This is a genomic window from Streptomyces sp. NPDC006516 (assembly GCF_040611875.1).
Classification (GTDB): domain Bacteria; phylum Actinomycetota; class Actinomycetes; order Streptomycetales; family Streptomycetaceae; genus Streptomyces.
On the sequence record NZ_JBEXPD010000002.1, the window covers coordinates 691,491 to 707,660 of the forward strand.

General features: G+C 70.1%; 16 protein-coding genes. 11 read left to right on the forward strand and 5 right to left on the reverse strand.

What is annotated here, in order from left to right; all coding sequences use genetic code 11:
- The first annotated feature begins 69 nt into the window (after nucleotides 1-69).
- The 5 genes from ABZY45_RS09355 to ABZY45_RS09375 all read left to right on the forward strand — a co-directional run bounded on the left by ABZY45_RS09355 (nucleotide 70) and on the right by ABZY45_RS09375 (nucleotide 3,551).
- A complete protein-coding gene (locus tag ABZY45_RS09355) occupies nucleotides 70-1,104 on the forward strand; it encodes a response regulator transcription factor (RefSeq protein WP_356737756.1) in 1,035 nt (344 codons plus the stop codon).
- Between the two features lie 267 nt (nucleotides 1,105-1,371).
- The gene (locus tag ABZY45_RS09360; RefSeq protein WP_356737759.1) at nucleotides 1,372-1,605 is read left to right on the forward strand and encodes a hypothetical protein; all 234 of its coding nucleotides are present in this window, start codon (nucleotides 1,372-1,374) and stop codon (nucleotides 1,603-1,605) included.
- The gene (locus ABZY45_RS09365; RefSeq protein ID WP_356737761.1) at nucleotides 1,602-2,267 is read left to right on the forward strand and encodes a pilus assembly protein TadG-related protein; all 666 of its coding nucleotides are present in this window, start codon (nucleotides 1,602-1,604) and stop codon (nucleotides 2,265-2,267) included. Before ABZY45_RS09360 ends, ABZY45_RS09365 begins: the two co-directional genes overlap by 4 nt.
- Before the next feature lie 31 nt (nucleotides 2,268-2,298).
- A complete protein-coding gene (locus ABZY45_RS09370) occupies nucleotides 2,299-2,898 on the forward strand; it encodes a hypothetical protein (RefSeq protein WP_356737763.1) in 600 nt (199 codons plus the stop codon).
- A gap of 92 nt (nucleotides 2,899-2,990) precedes the next feature.
- A complete protein-coding gene (locus ABZY45_RS09375) occupies nucleotides 2,991-3,551 on the forward strand; it encodes an OmpA family protein (RefSeq protein ID WP_356738756.1) in 561 nt (186 codons plus the stop codon).
- A 153-nt stretch (nucleotides 3,552-3,704) separates the two neighbouring features.
- On the opposite strand, the gene ABZY45_RS09380 is transcribed toward ABZY45_RS09375, so the two are convergent.
- Nucleotides 3,705-4,625: a hypothetical protein gene (locus ABZY45_RS09380; RefSeq protein ID WP_356737765.1), complete on the reverse strand. Its 921-nt coding sequence runs from the start codon at nucleotides 4,623-4,625 to the stop codon at nucleotides 3,705-3,707.
- Nucleotides 4,626-4,884: 259 nt separating this feature from the next.
- Here ABZY45_RS09380 and ABZY45_RS09385 point away from each other — a divergent pair, with 259 nt between their 5' ends.
- From ABZY45_RS09385 to ABZY45_RS09400, 4 genes are read left to right on the forward strand one after another with little or no spacing between them, the layout of a single operon-like run.
- Entirely contained in the window at nucleotides 4,885-7,305 is a 2,421-nt protein-coding gene (locus ABZY45_RS09385; protein WP_356737767.1) for a Tox-REase-5 domain-containing protein, read from the forward strand.
- 5 nt (nucleotides 7,306-7,310) lie between these two features.
- Nucleotides 7,311-7,490, forward strand: a complete 180-nt coding sequence (locus tag ABZY45_RS09390; RefSeq protein WP_356737769.1) for a hypothetical protein — start codon at nucleotides 7,311-7,313, stop codon at nucleotides 7,488-7,490.
- 2 nt (nucleotides 7,491-7,492) lie between these two features.
- A complete protein-coding gene (locus tag ABZY45_RS09395; RefSeq protein ID WP_356737771.1) occupies nucleotides 7,493-8,248 on the forward strand; it encodes a hypothetical protein in 756 nt (251 codons plus the stop codon).
- Entirely contained in the window at nucleotides 8,245-8,727 is a 483-nt protein-coding gene (locus tag ABZY45_RS09400) for a hypothetical protein (protein WP_356737773.1), read from the forward strand. The genes ABZY45_RS09395 and ABZY45_RS09400 overlap by 4 nt, the downstream gene beginning before the upstream one ends.
- 85 nt (nucleotides 8,728-8,812) lie before the next feature.
- Here the strand turns inward: ABZY45_RS09400 and ABZY45_RS09405 are convergent, their stop codons facing one another.
- The 3 genes from ABZY45_RS09405 to ABZY45_RS09415 are packed head-to-tail and all read right to left on the reverse strand — an operon-like array spanning nucleotide 8,813 to nucleotide 11,879.
- Entirely contained in the window at nucleotides 8,813-9,262 is a 450-nt protein-coding gene (locus tag ABZY45_RS09405) for a DUF3592 domain-containing protein (protein ID WP_356737775.1), read from the reverse strand.
- A 20-nt stretch (nucleotides 9,263-9,282) separates the two neighbouring features.
- Nucleotides 9,283-9,864 (reverse strand): hypothetical protein, encoded by a 582-nt coding sequence (locus ABZY45_RS09410; protein ID WP_356737777.1) that lies wholly within the window; start codon nucleotides 9,862-9,864, stop codon nucleotides 9,283-9,285.
- 20 nt (nucleotides 9,865-9,884) lie between these two features.
- Nucleotides 9,885-11,879 (reverse strand): hypothetical protein, encoded by a 1,995-nt coding sequence (locus tag ABZY45_RS09415; protein ID WP_356737779.1) that lies wholly within the window; start codon nucleotides 11,877-11,879, stop codon nucleotides 9,885-9,887.
- A gap of 384 nt (nucleotides 11,880-12,263) precedes the next feature.
- Between ABZY45_RS09415 and ABZY45_RS09420 the strand changes: the two genes are divergently transcribed.
- Together ABZY45_RS09420 and ABZY45_RS09425 are read left to right on the forward strand one after the other, a co-directional pair.
- Nucleotides 12,264-13,856, forward strand: a complete 1,593-nt coding sequence (locus tag ABZY45_RS09420; RefSeq protein ID WP_356737781.1) for a polymorphic toxin-type HINT domain-containing protein — start codon at nucleotides 12,264-12,266, stop codon at nucleotides 13,854-13,856.
- Nucleotides 13,853-14,734, forward strand: a complete 882-nt coding sequence (locus tag ABZY45_RS09425) for a hypothetical protein (RefSeq protein ID WP_356737783.1) — start codon at nucleotides 13,853-13,855, stop codon at nucleotides 14,732-14,734. Before ABZY45_RS09420 ends, ABZY45_RS09425 begins: the two co-directional genes overlap by 4 nt.
- 38 nt (nucleotides 14,735-14,772) lie before the next feature.
- Here the strand turns inward: ABZY45_RS09425 and ABZY45_RS09430 are convergent, their stop codons facing one another.
- The gene (locus ABZY45_RS09430; RefSeq protein WP_356737785.1) at nucleotides 14,773-16,053 is read right to left on the reverse strand and encodes a benzoate/H(+) symporter BenE family transporter; all 1,281 of its coding nucleotides are present in this window, start codon (nucleotides 16,051-16,053) and stop codon (nucleotides 14,773-14,775) included.
- Nucleotides 16,054-16,170 lie beyond the last annotated feature (117 nt).

The window sequence follows — 16,170 nt, forward strand, 5'->3', positions numbered from 1 at the left end:
CCGGTCCCAGTCCCAGCTTCAGATCCAGCCCTAGTTCCAGATCCAGAGACCCTGAGAGGAGGTCGCAGAATGCCGGACGACGTCTCCCGCACGTCGGGCCAGAACTGGGCTTCGCAGAACCATGCCTCCCAGCACACGTCCGCACACGCGAACCCGCTTCCCTCCGAGCTCAGCTCCCCCGGGTTCCCGGCGCCCCAGAGGCCCGCGGCATCCGAGCTGATGCCTCCCTTCCCCGCACCCCGCGACGTCCCCGCCCCGGGTCCGCTCCGGGTCGTCGTCGCCGACGACAACCCGGTGGTACGCGCCGGCCTGGGCGTCCTGCTGTCCGGCCGCGAGGACATCGAGGTCGTCGCCGAGGCGGCGGACGGCCGTCAGGCGTACGAGATGGCCGTGCAGCACCGCCCGGACGTCGTCCTGCTCGACGTCCGCATGCCGGGCGTCGACGGCATCTCCGCACTGCCGCACCTCGTGCGGGTGGCGCCGGTGATGATGCTGACGTACAGCCGCGAGAGCGAGATCGTGCACGAGGCGCTGCGGCTGGGGGCCGGCGGCTATCTGGTGCACGGCGAGTTCACCGCGGACCAGCTCGTGCAGGCGGTACGCGACACGAAGAGCGGCCGGGCCCACTTCACCGCCACGGCCGCCAACGCGCTCCTCGCCCACATGCGCCAGGGCCCCGTCCCGCAGGGCGGCCCGCTCCCGGACGGCCTCGGGGCAGCCCTGGCCTCCGGTTCACAGCACGGTGCGCCTGCACACGGACCCGTCCCGCAATCGCTCCCACCTGCGACGCGACCGAACCCTCCGGCGCAGGGTCTTTCGCAACTGCAACCGGTTGTGGCACAGTCTTCCAAGGCGGATGACCCGCCGGGGGTGCCCAACTCGCCGCATCACGGCCTGAGTTCCAGGGAGGTGGAGGTCATGGAGCTGATCGCGTCCGGCATGAGCAATCAGCAGATCGCCGCCACCTGCTTCATCAGCGAGAAGACGGTCAAGAACCACATCAACCGCATCTTCACCAAGCTGCACAGCGGAAGCCGCAGCGAGGCCATCGCCCGATGGCTGGGCACGGCGCCGGGCGGCCGGCCGGGCCTGGGGGGCAGGTAGCCATGACACAGCGGGGGAAGCGCCACACCACGTCGGGCGCCTGCGAGGCCGGCGAGGCCGGCAGGGCCCAGAAGCAAGGTCGCAGGGCCCAACTCACGCATTGGGCCCGGCTTTGGGCCCTGGGACCCTCTCTCGGGAAGGGTGTTCCGCCGTACGTTTCTCATGTCGCAAACGGCACCGGCCAGGAGGAAGCCGGTAACGGAGGCGACAACAGCGAAACGTATGAGTCGGCCGGCTGTCGGTCGGCCGGACCTGGAGGGGAACACCATGTCGAACATCACCCTGAAGACCGCCGTCCGCGTCAACGGCTGGGCGAACACCGCGGTCAGCGCGATCCAGAAGCGCTACGAGGCCAAGGACCGGGGCCAGACGGCGTTCGAGTACCTGGGCATCATCCTGGTGGTCGTGGCGATCATCGGCGGCATGGTGGCCTCGGGCATCGGCTCGGCGATCACGACCCGCATCACGGGTCTGGTGAGCTCCATCACCGCGGGCAAGTGACCAAGACGCGGCGCAGCGATCGAGGGCAGGCCTTCCCCATCTACATCGTGATGGTGGCGGGTCTGCTCTTTCTCGCGTTCGCATTCTTTGCGGTCGGTAAGGCTTCGGCCACGCGTAATGGTGCTCAGGGGGCCGCTGACGCAGCGGCCCTCGCTGCTGCCCAGCAGGCCCGCGACGAGATAGGGCCGGCGTTCCTCGGATCGCTTCTGCTGCCAGGCGGACTCAACGACTTCTTCGGAAATCACTACATCAGCGGCGAGCCGTGCGATCAGGCGCAGCGTTTTGCCGCGAGCAATCGCGCGGATGTGGTCGGCCGCTGTAAGTGGGACTCCGGTTTCCAGCGTGACGAGGTCACCGTGAAGGTCGAGACCCGCGACACGGTGGGCGACACGGTGATACCCGGTACGGAGAAGAGGCGCGCCACAGCCACCGCGACGGCTGTGATCGAGTTCCGGTGCAACTGGAAGCCTGCCGAGGAGCCGGACGGGGAGGCATCGCCCCAGCCGGAGAACGAAGAGGACGAGGGCGAGAAGCCCGAGACTCCAGGTCCGTTCACCTTCCAATGTGACGGTAGGGATCGGTTCGAGATCGACCCTCTTCATCCTGATCCCTGGGCTGAGCTGGGCGAGACGCTCTTTGCCGTGCATCTGACCGACGACTGACAGTGAACGACGAGTAAAGGAACCAGAACCCATGAGCATTCGGCGCACACCGAGGTCTCGAAGGGCAGTGGCGGTTGCCTCGATGGCAGCGGCGCTGGCCCTCACGGTCACGGGCTGTGGTGGTGACGACGGCGATCCCGAGAGCACCGGTTCGTCCGCCTCCGCCGAGACCGAAAAGTCGAACAAGGGGGCCAACCCTGACACGGCGGCCGGTGAGGAAACGGACCCGAATGCGAAGCTCGCCGAGATCAAGGGCGAGGTGGGGCTCGTACTGGTCGTTCGGGAGGTAAAGCGCGACTCCGGCGGCTTCGTCACGGTGAGCGGCGAGATCAAGAACACAGGTGACCAGCCCCGAAGCTTGAATGGCATGGAGGGTACGGAGAGCAACGTCGTGGCGCAGAACCCCAACTCTGTCGCGGGAGCCACACTTGTCGACAAGGTGGGCAAGAAGCGCTACTACGTGCTGCGGGACACGGACAATCGGTGCCTGTGCACGACAGCCATGACCAATGTCGCGGCAGGGGGTTCCGCACCTGTCTTCATGCAGTTCCCGGCTCCGCCCAGCACGACGACGGAGATTGACTTCACTCTTCCGTCGTTCTCCACCACTTCGCTGAAGATCTCCGGGTGATGACCGTGACTCACCTTCGCAAGCGGATGGGACCAGCCAGGTCGACCGGCGTGGCGGTAGCCACGACGCTGTTCACGGTGAGCGTGACGTTCATGGGCGCCGTGTCCGCGCAGGCGGACGACGGCCCCAGCGTCCCGCCCGGCACCGAGGCGTCGGCTGAGCCGCCGGTCAAGACGGACGGCAACGACCCTGACCTCAAGATGCCCGAGGGCGGCACTCTCGCTCCCGGCAAGGTCCTCGACATCATCCAGGTCGTCGAGGATCTCGGCGGCGAGGAGCGTCGCGAGGACAGTAACGCGGACATCAAGTTCGCGCTCCAGGCCGAGGTGCTCTTCGGCAAGGACAGCGCCAAGCTGAGCTCCGAGGCCAACTCCCGCATCGTCGCCATCGCGGCCGAGATCGAGAAGCAGAACGCGACGAAGGTCCGCGTCTTCGGCTTCACCGACAACCTCGGCTCCTCGGCGCACGGTGACGTGCTGTCCAAGCAGCGTGCCGAGGCGGTGAACAGCGTGCTGTCCAAGGAGCTCGACCCGTCGATCACCTTCGAGATCCGTGGCTACGGCGAGCAGTACCCCATCGCCGACAACACCACGGAGGAAGGCCGCAAGAAGAACCGCCGCGTGGAGGTCTCCTTCCCGCGCACGACAGGCTGACGTCCAGCAGAAAGGGCCGGCCACACGACGGTGTGGCCGGCCCTTTTTTCGCAACATCGGGAGGAGTCGGTGGGAGATCGGGGACGGGTAGGCGCCCTGGATGTCCGAAATGGGCGTCCGGGACTTCCCAGCGACTGGCGTCGGCCGATGGACTCACGCCCGTACCGAAGTCGCCAGCGCCGCGCGGATCTCGTCGAGTATGCGGTCGGGTGTCCGGAAGACCGTCACGGCGGGGAAGCGGAGGATCAGCCGCACTCCGGGGCAGGCGCTCAGTGCGTTGAAGCGGTCCAGGTCGCGCCGGTGGGCGTCACGGCTGCCGTGGTACGCGTAACCCTCGATCTCGACCACCACGCCCTCCCGGACGAAAAGGAAGTCGGCCCGTATCCGGCGGCCTGCGGGGGCCACCAGGTCTGCCTGGCTGACCGGGTGCAGGCCGGCGTCGTGCATGCGCAGGCGGGCCACCGTCTCGGCGGGTGAGCCGCTCTGTGGATCCGCCAGTGCGAGCCACCCGGCAGCTCGCGGTACGCGATGGCGACGGGTCGGGTGCGTCGCGCAGGCGAGGGCCAGCAGGTCGGTGGTGACCAGGCGCGTCCGGCGCACTCCTCTCACTACACGCGTACCCAGAGCGGAGTCCACAGCGACCAGCGCCTCGTCCCTCGGGCCGCCCAGGAGCAGGTCGCGCAGGGTGCGCAGCGGAGTGGTGGCCCGCAGTCCGTGGCGCACGCACACTTCGGCCGGGGCGAGGGGCACGCGGTGCACCCGGAATCCGTGACATCGGCCGGTGGGGCTGGTCGGGTCGGTGAACTCCACGGCTTCCCGCAGCAATTCGATTCTGTGGAGCGTGGCGGCGCCGCGGTGGCTGAGGGTGAGCTCAGGGTGCAGTATCTGGACCGCGCGGGCCTTCAACCACGGCGTCAGCTCGATGCCCGGCGCCGCCCAGGCACCGGCTACGACGCGCTGCCAGCCCTGTGCGTTCAAGGACCGGTTCAACTGCCGTTGTCCCACACCGGTCGCGACGACCTCCCGGGTGAGCAGAATGCCCCGCAGCGCGAGGCGGTAAAGATTCGTCGTCATGCCGAGAGGATGCCGCGCGGATCGGAATGCCGTGCGGGCCTGTGGACAACGGAGGGCGTCCTGGGGCCCGGGCGAGGTCCTGCGGCTGCTCGGCCGGGACCAGCGCTGTGGCGTCAGCGCCCGTGTCCGGTCGTAGGGGCCCGGGGTGAGGGGAGGGCCGAAGGTCCGGATTTGGGCCCGTGGGCCCAGGCGCCCACACCGGTGACGTCGTACGGTAATCGAACAATTGGGTTCGTGACGCGACGAGTTGAGGTCGGACATGTCCACGGTGGGGGCCACTCCCGATTTCGGCGGTTCCTGGCGACCGCCCGTTGCCGAGCGCCAGGACATGCCTCAGCTGCTGAGGGTGTCCCGAGTCCTCGTCCACATCCTCTTCGCCATCACGGTCTTCGGCGGTGTGGGTCTGCTCCTGACAGCGGCGAGCATCGATGCCCTGGACGGCGCCGTACTGGCGCTGACGCTGTACGGAGCCGCGCCCGGCGTCGCCGGATGGGTGCTGGCGCGCAAGGCGTGGACCGGTGGGGTGTGGGTCTGGCGCGGACTGCTCGCCGTACAGATATGGCTGATCCTCGGCGGGATATCGAGCCTGCGGGACGGTTCCCTGCGTGGGCTGACCCAGATGTTCCTGCCTCTGCTGATTCTCGTCTTCCTGAGCCGGGCGGAGAGTCGTCAGTGGTTCCGCCTGGACGGGGGACACCGGGAGATCCACGAGGAGCCCCGCTTCTCGCTGTCGCGGATGATCACGTGGCGCCGGGACCGGGGTCAGTCGGCGATGGAGTACCTGGGGCTGGTCACGGTCGTCGCCGCGATCATCCTCGCTCTCGCGCTGGGTGGTGTGGGCGGCCGGATAACCAACGGTCTCCAGGCCGCCATCTGCTCACTGACGGGCAGCTCATGCCCTGCTCCGGGTACCGGCTCGGAAACGGTGGAGGCGGGTGACGGGCCCGCCGACGGAGGCGCGGACACCGGGGGCGGGGACGCCGGGGGCGGGGACGCCGGTGGGACGAGCGGCAGCACGGGCGGCGACTCGGGCGGCACCGACGGCGCCTCGGGAGGTACGGACAGCACCGGCGGCACCACCGGCGGCACGGGCGGCTCAACGGGTGGAGACTCAGGCGCCTCCGGTGCCACGGGCGGCTCAACGGGTGGAGACTCAGGCACCACCGGTGCCACCGGCGGAGACTCAGGCGGCACCTCCGGCACCTCCGGCGGCACCTCCGGCACCTCCGGCGGCACCGGGACCCAGCCTGTCGGCAACGTCGAGGCCGAGACCGACGAGGACAAGACCGACGCCGCCGAGGACGAGCCCGGCTGGGAGGACGACGAGGACTCGTCGGGCGAGGGCGAGGGCGACAAGGAGGACGACGAGGGCTGCTTCTCCGGGTTCGGCGCCTTCTTCTCCTGCGCGGGGGACAAGGTCGAGCAGGTCGCCGGCGGTCTCTTCGTCGACGGCATCTGGGGCGATCTCACCGGCATCTGGGACACGGTCACGGACCTCCCCGGCACCTGGGAAGGGCTCAAGGACTACGGCAGTTCGCTCGGCGACGCGTGGTCCGAGGGCACCAAGGACGCCGGTGACAAGTGGCGCAAGGGTGACTACTGGGATGCCCTGACCGACTGGGGCGGCTCCTCGGTCGACACCGGCCTGACCGTGCTCGACGACATGTTCATCGGCGACGAGGTCAAGGACCAGTGGAACAACGGCCAGAAGACCCGGGCCGGAACCACCGTCGTATGGAACATCGGCTCGCTCTTCATTCCCGGGTACGGCGAGGCCAAGATCGCCCAGAAGCTGGGCAAGCTCGGCAAACTCGGGAAGCTGGGCAAGCTCGGCGAGGCGGCCCAGAAGGCGGGCAAGGCTGCCGAGCGAGCGCGCAAGGCCGCGGACAAGGGCGATGTCGACGGCGCGAAGAAGGCCGCCGACGAGGCCCAGGAGCATGCGGACGACGCTGCCGACGAGCTGGCCCAGAAGGGCTGCCTGATCAGCTCGGGGCCGCTGGGCGGCGGTCAGCCGCAGCCCGCCCTGGCCGGCGGCGTGAACGCGGCGGCGCACACCCAGGTCGCCTACCGCGTCAACGGCGTCCCGGTCCTCCTCCTCACGGAGAAGGAGTGCGACGGGGTCAGCCAGGAGGAGATCGACGCCGCCGAGCAGGCGCAGAAGGATGCCGACGCGGCCAAGGAGGCGGCGAAGGAGGCCAGCCGCAAGCAGGTCGCCAAGTGGGCGAAGCCCTCCTGGTACGGCGACCTGAAGAACCCCCGCAAGGGGTCGAAGGACCTGGGCGACGGCCAGTGGAAGGCCAAGAAGTCCGTGGCCTACTGGCCCAGCATGGAGCGCTGGATGCGCTACCAGGAGCAGGTCTCCGGGGTGAAGCGCGGCAAGGAGTACGCCGTCAAGGACCCGCAGACCGGCCGGGACGTCGACTTCGACGGCTGGGACTCCGCCTCCCAGACCTACAAGGAGGCCAAGTTCGGGTACGGCAAGAAGGTGCGGCCCGACGGGACCCTCGAACCGGCCCAGGCGGCCAAGTTCGTGGAGCAGGCACAGCGGCAGTTGCGTGCGGCCGGGGACAAGCCGGTTGAATGGAACTTCTCCAACAAGAAGGTGGCCGACGCGGCGCAGAAGGCGTTCGACGACGCCGGCGTGGACGTGGTCGTGAAGCACACTGAGGTGAAGAACTGACGTCGGTGCGGCCCGCTCCCGAGGGAACACACCGGCAGAGGCACGAGTACGAGCACGACCACAGGTACGAGCACGACCACAGGTACGAGCACGACCACAGGTACGAGCACGACCACAGGTACGAGCACGACCACAGGTACGAGCACGAGCACGGGTACGAGCACGGGTACGAGCACGAGGGATAGCGATGTCGAGCGAAGTCGTGGTGAAGGTGTCCTGGGGCCCGCGGCCCGAGACCTCCGGGGAACTGGCGGTGCGCTGGCTGGAGGCGCTCGGCCGGCTGACGGAGCTGTCGGGATCCGCGCCGGTCGAATGGCGCTGGGACGTGGACGGCGGAGCGGGTGCTCCCGTCCCGGCCGCCGCCGAGGACGTGGCCAAGGTGATCGAGGCCGGAGGGCCCGAGGAGGACGCCGACATCGTCGGCCGGCAGGCCGCGGTCGTCGGTACCTGGCCGGACGGCGGATACGCCTATCTGCGGGCCAAGGGGGGCGGCAGCGACGCGTACACGCCCTTCACCGCGACACTCCAGCTCTTCGTACCCGCCGAAGCGCAGACCGGAGCTGCCACAGGAGCAGGGGCCGGAGCAGAGGCCGGCTCGCGGCCGCCGCTCACCGACCGGCTCCCCGAGGTGCTTGCCGCCCTCGCCGAAGCCTGGGAGGCCGACACCGGCCTGGCGTACGACCGCGAGCTGTTCAACGCGGTCAAGTCGGCCTTCGCCCTGCGTAACTCCCGGCCGCGCTGCGGCTGGGTCACGTACCTCTCCGCCAACCGCGCCGCCCTCGTGCCCGGTGACCTGCCCGGGCAGCGTCGTGACACGGCGGGCGGAGGGGTGGTCCTGGACTCCGGGCGCGACACCGACGCCGTCATGGCCGCCCAGCGGGCGCTCGCCGGTGCGGGCGCCCTGGAGCCCCTGCCCGTGTCGGAGCCCCGGCCGCTCTGGTGAGCGAGGCGCTGGAGCTCCGGGCCAGGGTGCGCGGTGACATCGCCGCGATCGAGGCGCTCCGGTCAGGTCCGTACGCGCCCCCCTGGGCGGGCTGCGCCGACCCCGGCCGCTCGGCATCAGGCCAGGACTTCGCGGTCGTCGCGCTCCGGGTCGGGGAGGACTTCTACGGCGCGGACGACGACGGCGAGCGGATGGCCGCGGCGCACGAGGCGTTCGAGACGGAGCGCTGGGGCGTGGTCCTCGCCCTCGACGAGCGTTGGGGGCGGCACGGCGAGCTCTCCACCGCGGCGTACGAGGAGCGCGAGGCGCAGGGGCGGGCCGTACCGCCGTTCTTCGCGGCGCTCAGCGAACTCGGCCTCTCCGGCGACCTCCAGACCTGGGACGCGGACGGGCGGACGGTCGGGATCGGCGTCGGGCAGATGGACCGCGAGGAGCCCGTCGTGCTCTTCGCGGTGGCCCTGGCGACGCCGACCGGGTGACGCCCCCCCCGCCCCAGGCACCGGGCCCCGCACCAGAACCTGGCCCTCAGCCCCAGGCACCGGGCCCCGCCCTCAGACCGCGCCCTCAGACCCACCCCCGCATCGCCGCGGACGCGAACAGCAGACCCAGCGAGAACAGCCCGAGCACCACGGCGAAGACCGTCGGCATCAGGACCGGCCCCCACGCCCCCGGCCCGGCCACGGTGGCCCTTCGCTCGGGGGCCGCGGGGTCGAAGGAGATCCGCACGGGAGCCCCGACCTCGAATCCGAAGGGGCCCGGGGCGTGGTCCGTGAACTCCACCTCGCGGCCGTCCGGGGTGCGGAAGGCGAAGACGTACTCCGTGCGGTAACGGTTCTCCGCCCCGGACCCCCGGTCCACCACGCGCCGGTCCGAGCACCGGCCCTCGACGCGCTCGCCGTGCCGGACCAGCCGCAGCACGCGGAACAGCCGGACACCGGAGCGGACCGCGAACGCGCCGAGGAAGGCGCCGAACAGGAGGAGGAAGGTGGCCGTGCCACCCGGCAGGACGTCCATGAACGAGGCTCCGGAGCGGGTTACTTGACGGTGATGGAGTCGACGAACGTGTCGAGGTCCTCCGGGCTCAGCGCACCCTTCACCGCGTTGACCCGGATGGCGAACGGTACGTCCTTCGAGTCGACCCCGGCCACCACGACCCCCGTCATCCGGGTCCCCTTCACCGGCGTCGACTCCTCGCCCGTCGAGGTGAACTCGTAGTCGATCCGGCGTGCTTCGCGGGCGCTCTCCTCACCGGCGAGCCGCACGTCCTCGGTCGCCTTGCGGGTCGCTCCGAGCCCGATCCCCGCGCCCGCCGCCGCGGCGGCCTCCCCGGCGTCGCTGACTCCGGTGGCGAAGTCCAGCTGGACCGAGACCATGCCGGTGCGCAGCCCTTTCTCCTCCTTCAGCGCGACCGCCGCGTTGGCCTCGCTGCGCTCCGAGGCCGGCTGCGGGGCGTACCCCTGGCTCTTCGGATAGCCGACGGACACGCTCTTCGTGTCGAGCGTGCCCCAGCCCTCGGGGACGGTGCCGGTGTCCGTACCGCCGCAGCCACCGAGCAGTGTCAGCCCGAGGACCGCGACAGCCGCCGCGCCGAACGCCTTCGACTTCTTCAACGTCATCGCCCCTTCGTCGCGTGTGTTCACTGTGCGCAGTAGCTGTACGGGAGGTACGAGCGCTTGTCGCCCTGCGGGGCTCCGAGGAACTGCGCGTCCGTCAGTGTCTCCTTCTTGTGCTCGTCGGAGATCGAGAATCCGAGACTCATCCCCAGCGAGACCTCGAAGCCGAACTCCTGGGCGTCCGTCTCACCGTGGTACTGCATCGTGCTGGAGAGTCCGTCCTGGAACATCAGCTGCTCGAAGGGGTCCGTACCCGCCGGCTTCTTGTCCAGTGCATGGTCGCCGAACATGTACTCGAACGGTGCCGTGTTGTTGCCGGAGCCGTCGAGCCAGTTCTCGGCGATGGACCGCTTGGCCTCGGTGGCCTCGTCGGTCTCCTTGCCGAAGACGATCGAATTCGTCTGCACCTCGATGCCCGTGTCACCGGAGGAGTCGGTGACGCTCCCCTTGCCGCCCCGCTTGTCGCCGTCCTTCTTGCCGTTGTCACCGCCGGCCTCGCCCTTGTCGGACGTCGAGGTCTTCTCCACCGTCTTCGTCATGTCGATCCGGACGATCTTGCCCGTCTTCTGGTCGCGGGTGACCGTGATCGCCCCGGTGTTCGTGTCCTTGGCGCCCGCGGTGCCGCCGAGCGGACCGGCGCTGCCGCTCACCTTGCCCTCGAGTTCGAGCTTGGCGGTGTAGGTGTACGACTCGTTGCCGTTGACGTCGTCCTTGGTGATCGTCACATCGGGCGAGAACTTGGCCTTGCCGCCGAGCTTGGCGCCGAGCTTGTCCTCGTCACCCGCCTTGATGGAGAGGCCGCCGTCGGCGTACACGTTGAGGCCGATGGTCGAGTAGGAGATCTTCTTGTCGCCGATCTTCTTCTCGATGTCCTCCTTCTTCTCCGCCCACTTCATGCCGGAGTACCAGCCGCCGCCATAGCCGCCGCTGTGCTTCATCGAGGTCTCCCACATCTTCATCTCCTCGATGTCGTCACGCATCTTCTGCGCGTCGGCCTCGCTCTTGAAGACCCAGGTGTCACCGTTGGTGATCTTGACGCCGCCGCCGATGTCGATGTCCGCCTTGCCAAGGCTGCCGAGCTTGACCCCCGGTGTACTGGCGTTGGCCCCCGCCGACGCGGCGTCGGTGAAGGTCATGTAGACGAGCTTGTCGTTCTCGTCGACCTTCCCGTCCTCGTTCACATCGGTCTTGGCCTGCGCGACCTTCTGCTGGAAGCCGTACTCCTCGCCCCACTCGAACCAGCCGATCTTGACCTTGCCGCCCGCGGTGTCCGAGATGCTGGAGACCTGGCAGAGCTTCGGCTCGTAGTCCGCGTCGGTCTTCGGCTTCGCCGTACCGTCCCCGCCGGTCGCGCAGCCGCCGCCGCCGTCCCCGGTGAGGGAGGTGATGGCGCAGCGGATACGGTCACCGATCCGGCCCCCGATCCCGGCCATGGCGAGCGCCGCGACGAGGGCGACGACCAGCACGACGACACCCAGGTATTCGGTGGCCGTGGCGCCGCCGTCACGCCAGTTGTACGAGCGTGTGTACGCCGACGAGGGCGCGGGGCGATCGTCCCTGTCCTCCAGGAGCCGGTCGGCCGCCAGTCCCACGGCCGAGCCCGTGACCATCGCGACCGCAGGCATCACCACGCCCTCGGTACCCACCACGTCCCAGGCCACGGCATAGCCGTAGACGAGTCCGGCGACGGGGACGGCGAGGGCGCCCAGCAGGCGCAGGACGCCGGATTCGCGCTGCCGTTCGGGAAGGGCGCGGGCGGCGGCGAGGACCGTCAGCACGGTGACGAGGACGCCGGGCAGGTGCAGCAGGACCAGGCGCCAGCCGAACAGGTCGAGGCGCTCCCCGGTTCCGAGCGTCTCGACGAGCGCCCGCGTCACGAGGAAGCCGGCGACGACGTACACGAGCGCGCCGGCCGCCCAACTGCGGCTCAGCGGGAAGAACCAGCCGTCCCCGCCACCGGCGGAACCCGGCGGTACATGGCCCGGGATACCGCTTCCCCAGTCTCTGCCACCGCTCACGGTTTCACCCTTTCGACGACGCCGGCCCTGTTGCCTCTGGAGGGTGAATGTACGGCCGGAAAACGCCCGTGACCTGGGCCCTCGGCCCCAAAGGCGGGCCCAACTCCGCAGCATGGACGCCCGGTTCGCCGAGCGTGGCCCTGGCGGACCCGGCAGGGGGACGGCTCACCTCCGTGGGCCCCCGGACCCAGAGCGCACCTCCCGCCACCACTCCCCGGGGTCCGCCCCGCTCGTACCCCCAGGTCCGGAGCCGCTGCGGCAGTTGGGCCCAGAGGCCCAAGACATCGGGTAGGCGCGGTCGTTAGCGTGCTGTGCATGTCTGGTCCGGGGGTTGTGCGTCGTCGGTTGCGTCGTTGGTCGCGGGGGAGAGTGCCGCGGACGGGGGTGCGGCTGGTCGGGCTGCGCCGGTCGCGTGGCGGTGAGCGCGGCCAGGGTGCGGTCGAGTATCTGGGTCTGGTGCTGGTGGTCGCGGCGATCGTCGGCGCCTTGGTGGCGACGGGGATCGGTGCGGAGCTCACCGAGAAGATCAGCGCCCAGGTGTGCCGGATCGGCGGTGGCGGCGAGTGCGGCGACGGCGGTGGCGGGGACACGGACGTCCAGGCGGGCGATCCGGCCGGTGAAGGCGACCCGGCCTCGGACGACGGCGCGCCGAAGTCGCAGACGCAGATCGACTACGACGCGGCGCTGAAGGAGCTCCAGGACGCGCAGAAGGCCGAGAAGGACAGCTCGGACAAGGCGGTCGAGGCCGCGAAGGAGCTGGCCAAGATCCTGGCCGAGGAGCTGGGGATCACCGACGCCCTGGACTGCATCACCAAGGGCGACATGGGCGCCTGCACCGAGACGCTGATCAACGTGCTGCTGAGCCTGGTCGGCGGTGCGGTCGGGAAGCTCGCGGCGAAGTACGGGGCGCCGTGGAAGTGGAAGAAGGCCGCCGAGCTGATCAAGAAGCTCAAGAAGCACGGCGGGGACCTGTACGACGGCCTGAAGAACCTCATCAAGAACCGTAAGAAGGTCACGGACGCCGAGAAGAAGCTCGCGGACGCGCAGAAGAAGCTTGACGCGGAGAAGAAGGACCCGCCCAAGAAGGACGACAAGCCGCAGACGTGCCCGGTCAGTCACAGCTTCCCGCCCGGCACCCCGGTGCTCGTCGCGGACGGCAGGAGGGTTCCCATCGAGTCCCTGCGGGCCGGGGACACGGTGGTCGCCACCGATCCGGAGCGGGGAGTCTCCGCGGTGCGCCGGGTGACGGAGACGTTCACCACCTACGACGACAAGCACTTCACCCGGCTGACCACGTCGGCCGGCGCGATCACGGCCACCGACACGCACCCCTTCTGGCTCAACAGCCGGCAGGACTGGGTGGATGCCGGTGACATCGTGACGGGCGAGCGGCTCCGGCTTCCCGACGGCGGGTCGCTCGTGGTGACGGGGGTCTCCCGTTACACGGAGCGGCAGACCACGCACGACCTCTCGGTCGACGGCATCCACGCGTACTACGTCGGCATCGGCTCCGCCGAGGCGCTGGTGCACAACAACGACTGCGAGTTCGAGACCGACCCGAACGTCAAGGGACCCGCGGCGGGCAAGAAGCTCAAGCCGCCGCACCCCAGGCACACCGTGGCCGGCGCGAGGAACGGCATGGTCAAGGAGAAGAACACCGTCATCCTCAAGGGCAACGAGGCCGACATCACGAACGACATCAAGGGCATCGCGGAAGGCAAGGGCAAGCTCGTCGACAACGGCAGTGCCTACGAGATCAACGGGCGCAAGTACGGCGTGGAGGAGAACGGCCGGACCTTCCCGATCTCCGGCAAGGGGCTCGTCGAACTCGACAGGAACGAGTACGCGGCGCTCAAGGAGATCGCCAAGGCGGGCGGCAAGACGGATTCACCCGCTTTGACAAGGAACCCGCGCTTTGCCGACCATCCTGAGGTGGTGGAGAAGGCCAAGAAGGTTTACGACGGGACCTATTCATGACCGCGAGCTACACATTCCTGACCGTGCACCGGCCCGCGCCGCACCTCATGGCGCCGGCGCTGGCCGGAGCACTCGACGTGGCGGACGCAGACGTGGACGTCGCGGACGAGGACACCGGTCAGGCGGACGACAGGAACTGGGACGCCCCGGTCCTCTGCACGCACCACGCCGTCGCCGGAGACCTGGCGCTCGCCTGGGACGTCTCCGCGTCGGACGCGGTGGAGGCGCCGGCCGAGGAGGAGGCGGCCCTGCGGCTCGCGGACGCACTCGGTACGACGGTCCTGTACCCCGCGCGGGAGAAGGCCCCTTCGGCCTACTGGGCGGTGGGTCCGGACGGGACGGTCACCCGGGCGCGTCTGCTGGAGGGGGACGGCGACGAGGAACCTCCGGCCCTCCTGGTGGACGCGGTCGAAGCTCCGATGGACCAGCTCCCGGCGGCCCGGGTCGAGGTGCTGGCCGAGATCCTGCGCGAGCAGCGCGTGGAGACGCCGGTCACCGACGCCTACACGGCGGCGAGGGACCCGCACGGCCACGCGCCGGCCACCGGCACCGTGAACCGGGCGCGCGAGGCACTCCTGCTCTGGGAGCGCCTGGTGCGCCGGATCGACGCCGGATGGTCGCCGGGTGGCCGCTACACCGCCGAGCTGTACGTCGAGGACCTGCGCACCCGCGACCGGCTGGCGGACCTGGCCGCCGTCGACGGCCCGGAACAGGAGCCGGTCGTCCGGGCCGTGGCCGAGCTCGACGAGGTGTTCCGGCGCGGCACCGAGGAGGACTCCGGCGCGCTGCTCGGCCGCCTCACCCGTTCGGGCTCCGCCGTCGCCGACCGGGGCTGGTGGTGGCACCGGCGCCCGGTGAAGCTGCCGTGGGACGACTGAGAACGTGCCCTGACAAGCGCTGACCGGAGCGGGGCCCGCTACCGCTCCGGCGGCACCGGTTCGGACGGCGCGGGAGCCGTACGGCGGAGGCGGCCGTCGAGCACCAGGTGCGCCCCCATTCCGAACACCAGCCCCCAGAACGCCGAGCCGATGCCGAACAGGGTGACGCCGGACGCCGTGGCGAGGAACGTGATCAGGGCCGCCTCCCGGTCCTTCTCCTCCCGCACCGCCCCCGTCAGCCCGCCGGACAGCGCGCCGAGGAGCGCGACCCCGGCCAGGGCGGCGACCAGTTCCTTCGGCAGGCCCGCGAAGAACGCCACCAGCGTCGAGCCGAAGGCCCCCACCACCAGGTACACGGCACCGCAGGCGACCCCCGCGACGTAGCGGCGCCGGGGATCGCGGTGCGCCTCGGGCCCCGTGCAGATCGCGGCGGTGATGGCCGCGAGGTTCACCGCGTGCGAGCCGAAGGGGGCGAGCACCGCCGAGACCAGACCGGTGGAGCCGACCAGCAACCTGTCGTCGGGGCGGTAGCCGGACGCCGCCAGCACGCCGATGCCGGGGGCGTTCTGCGAGGCCAGTGTCGCCAGCGTCAGAGGCACGGCGATCCCGACCAGTGAGGCCACCGAGAAATCCGGCGTCGTGAACACCGGCTGCACCAGGCCGACATGGTCCAGCCGCACATGAAGCCTCGCGCTCGCCGCGCTGCACACCACACCGGCGGCCAGCGCCAGCAGGACGGCGTACCGGGGGAGCCACCGCTTGCCCAGCAGATAGGCCAGCAGCACGGATCCGGCGATGACCGGGGTGTGCTCCAGCGAGGTGAACACGTCCGCGCCGAACGAGAAGAGGATGCCGGCGAGCATGGCGGAGACCACCGCGCCGGGCACGAGCCGCATCAACCGCCCGAAGACCCCGCTCACCCCGATCAGGGCGATCACGGCACCGGACACCACGAACGCGCCGATGACCTCGCCGTACGCGTACGAGCCGATGCTGGTGACCAGGAGCGCGGCACCCGGCGTCGACCAGGCGGTGACGACCGGCATGCGCGTCCGCAGGCTGAGGCCGATGCAGGTCAGCCCGCTGCCGATGGAGATCGCCCAGATCCAGGAACCGGTCTGTCCGGGGTCCAGGTGCCCGGCTCGGGCGGCGGAGAGCACGATGACCAGCGGGCCGGAGTAGGAGACGACGACGGCGACGACACCCGCCAGCACGGCCGACAGGGAGAGGTCGCGGACCAGCCGTGGCCGTGGGGCGGGCGCACCGGGCTCAGCCCGCTCCGCGCTGTCCTGCGCCGTCGGTACCGATGAACCGGCCATCCGCTGTCGTCCTTCCTCCGCCGCTCACGCCGCCGTACGCCTCGCACGGCCGTCCGAAACCCTCGCACGAGGTGCCGCGCCCGCTCCGCAGGGTCCGGCACCCGAGACGGGACGGCG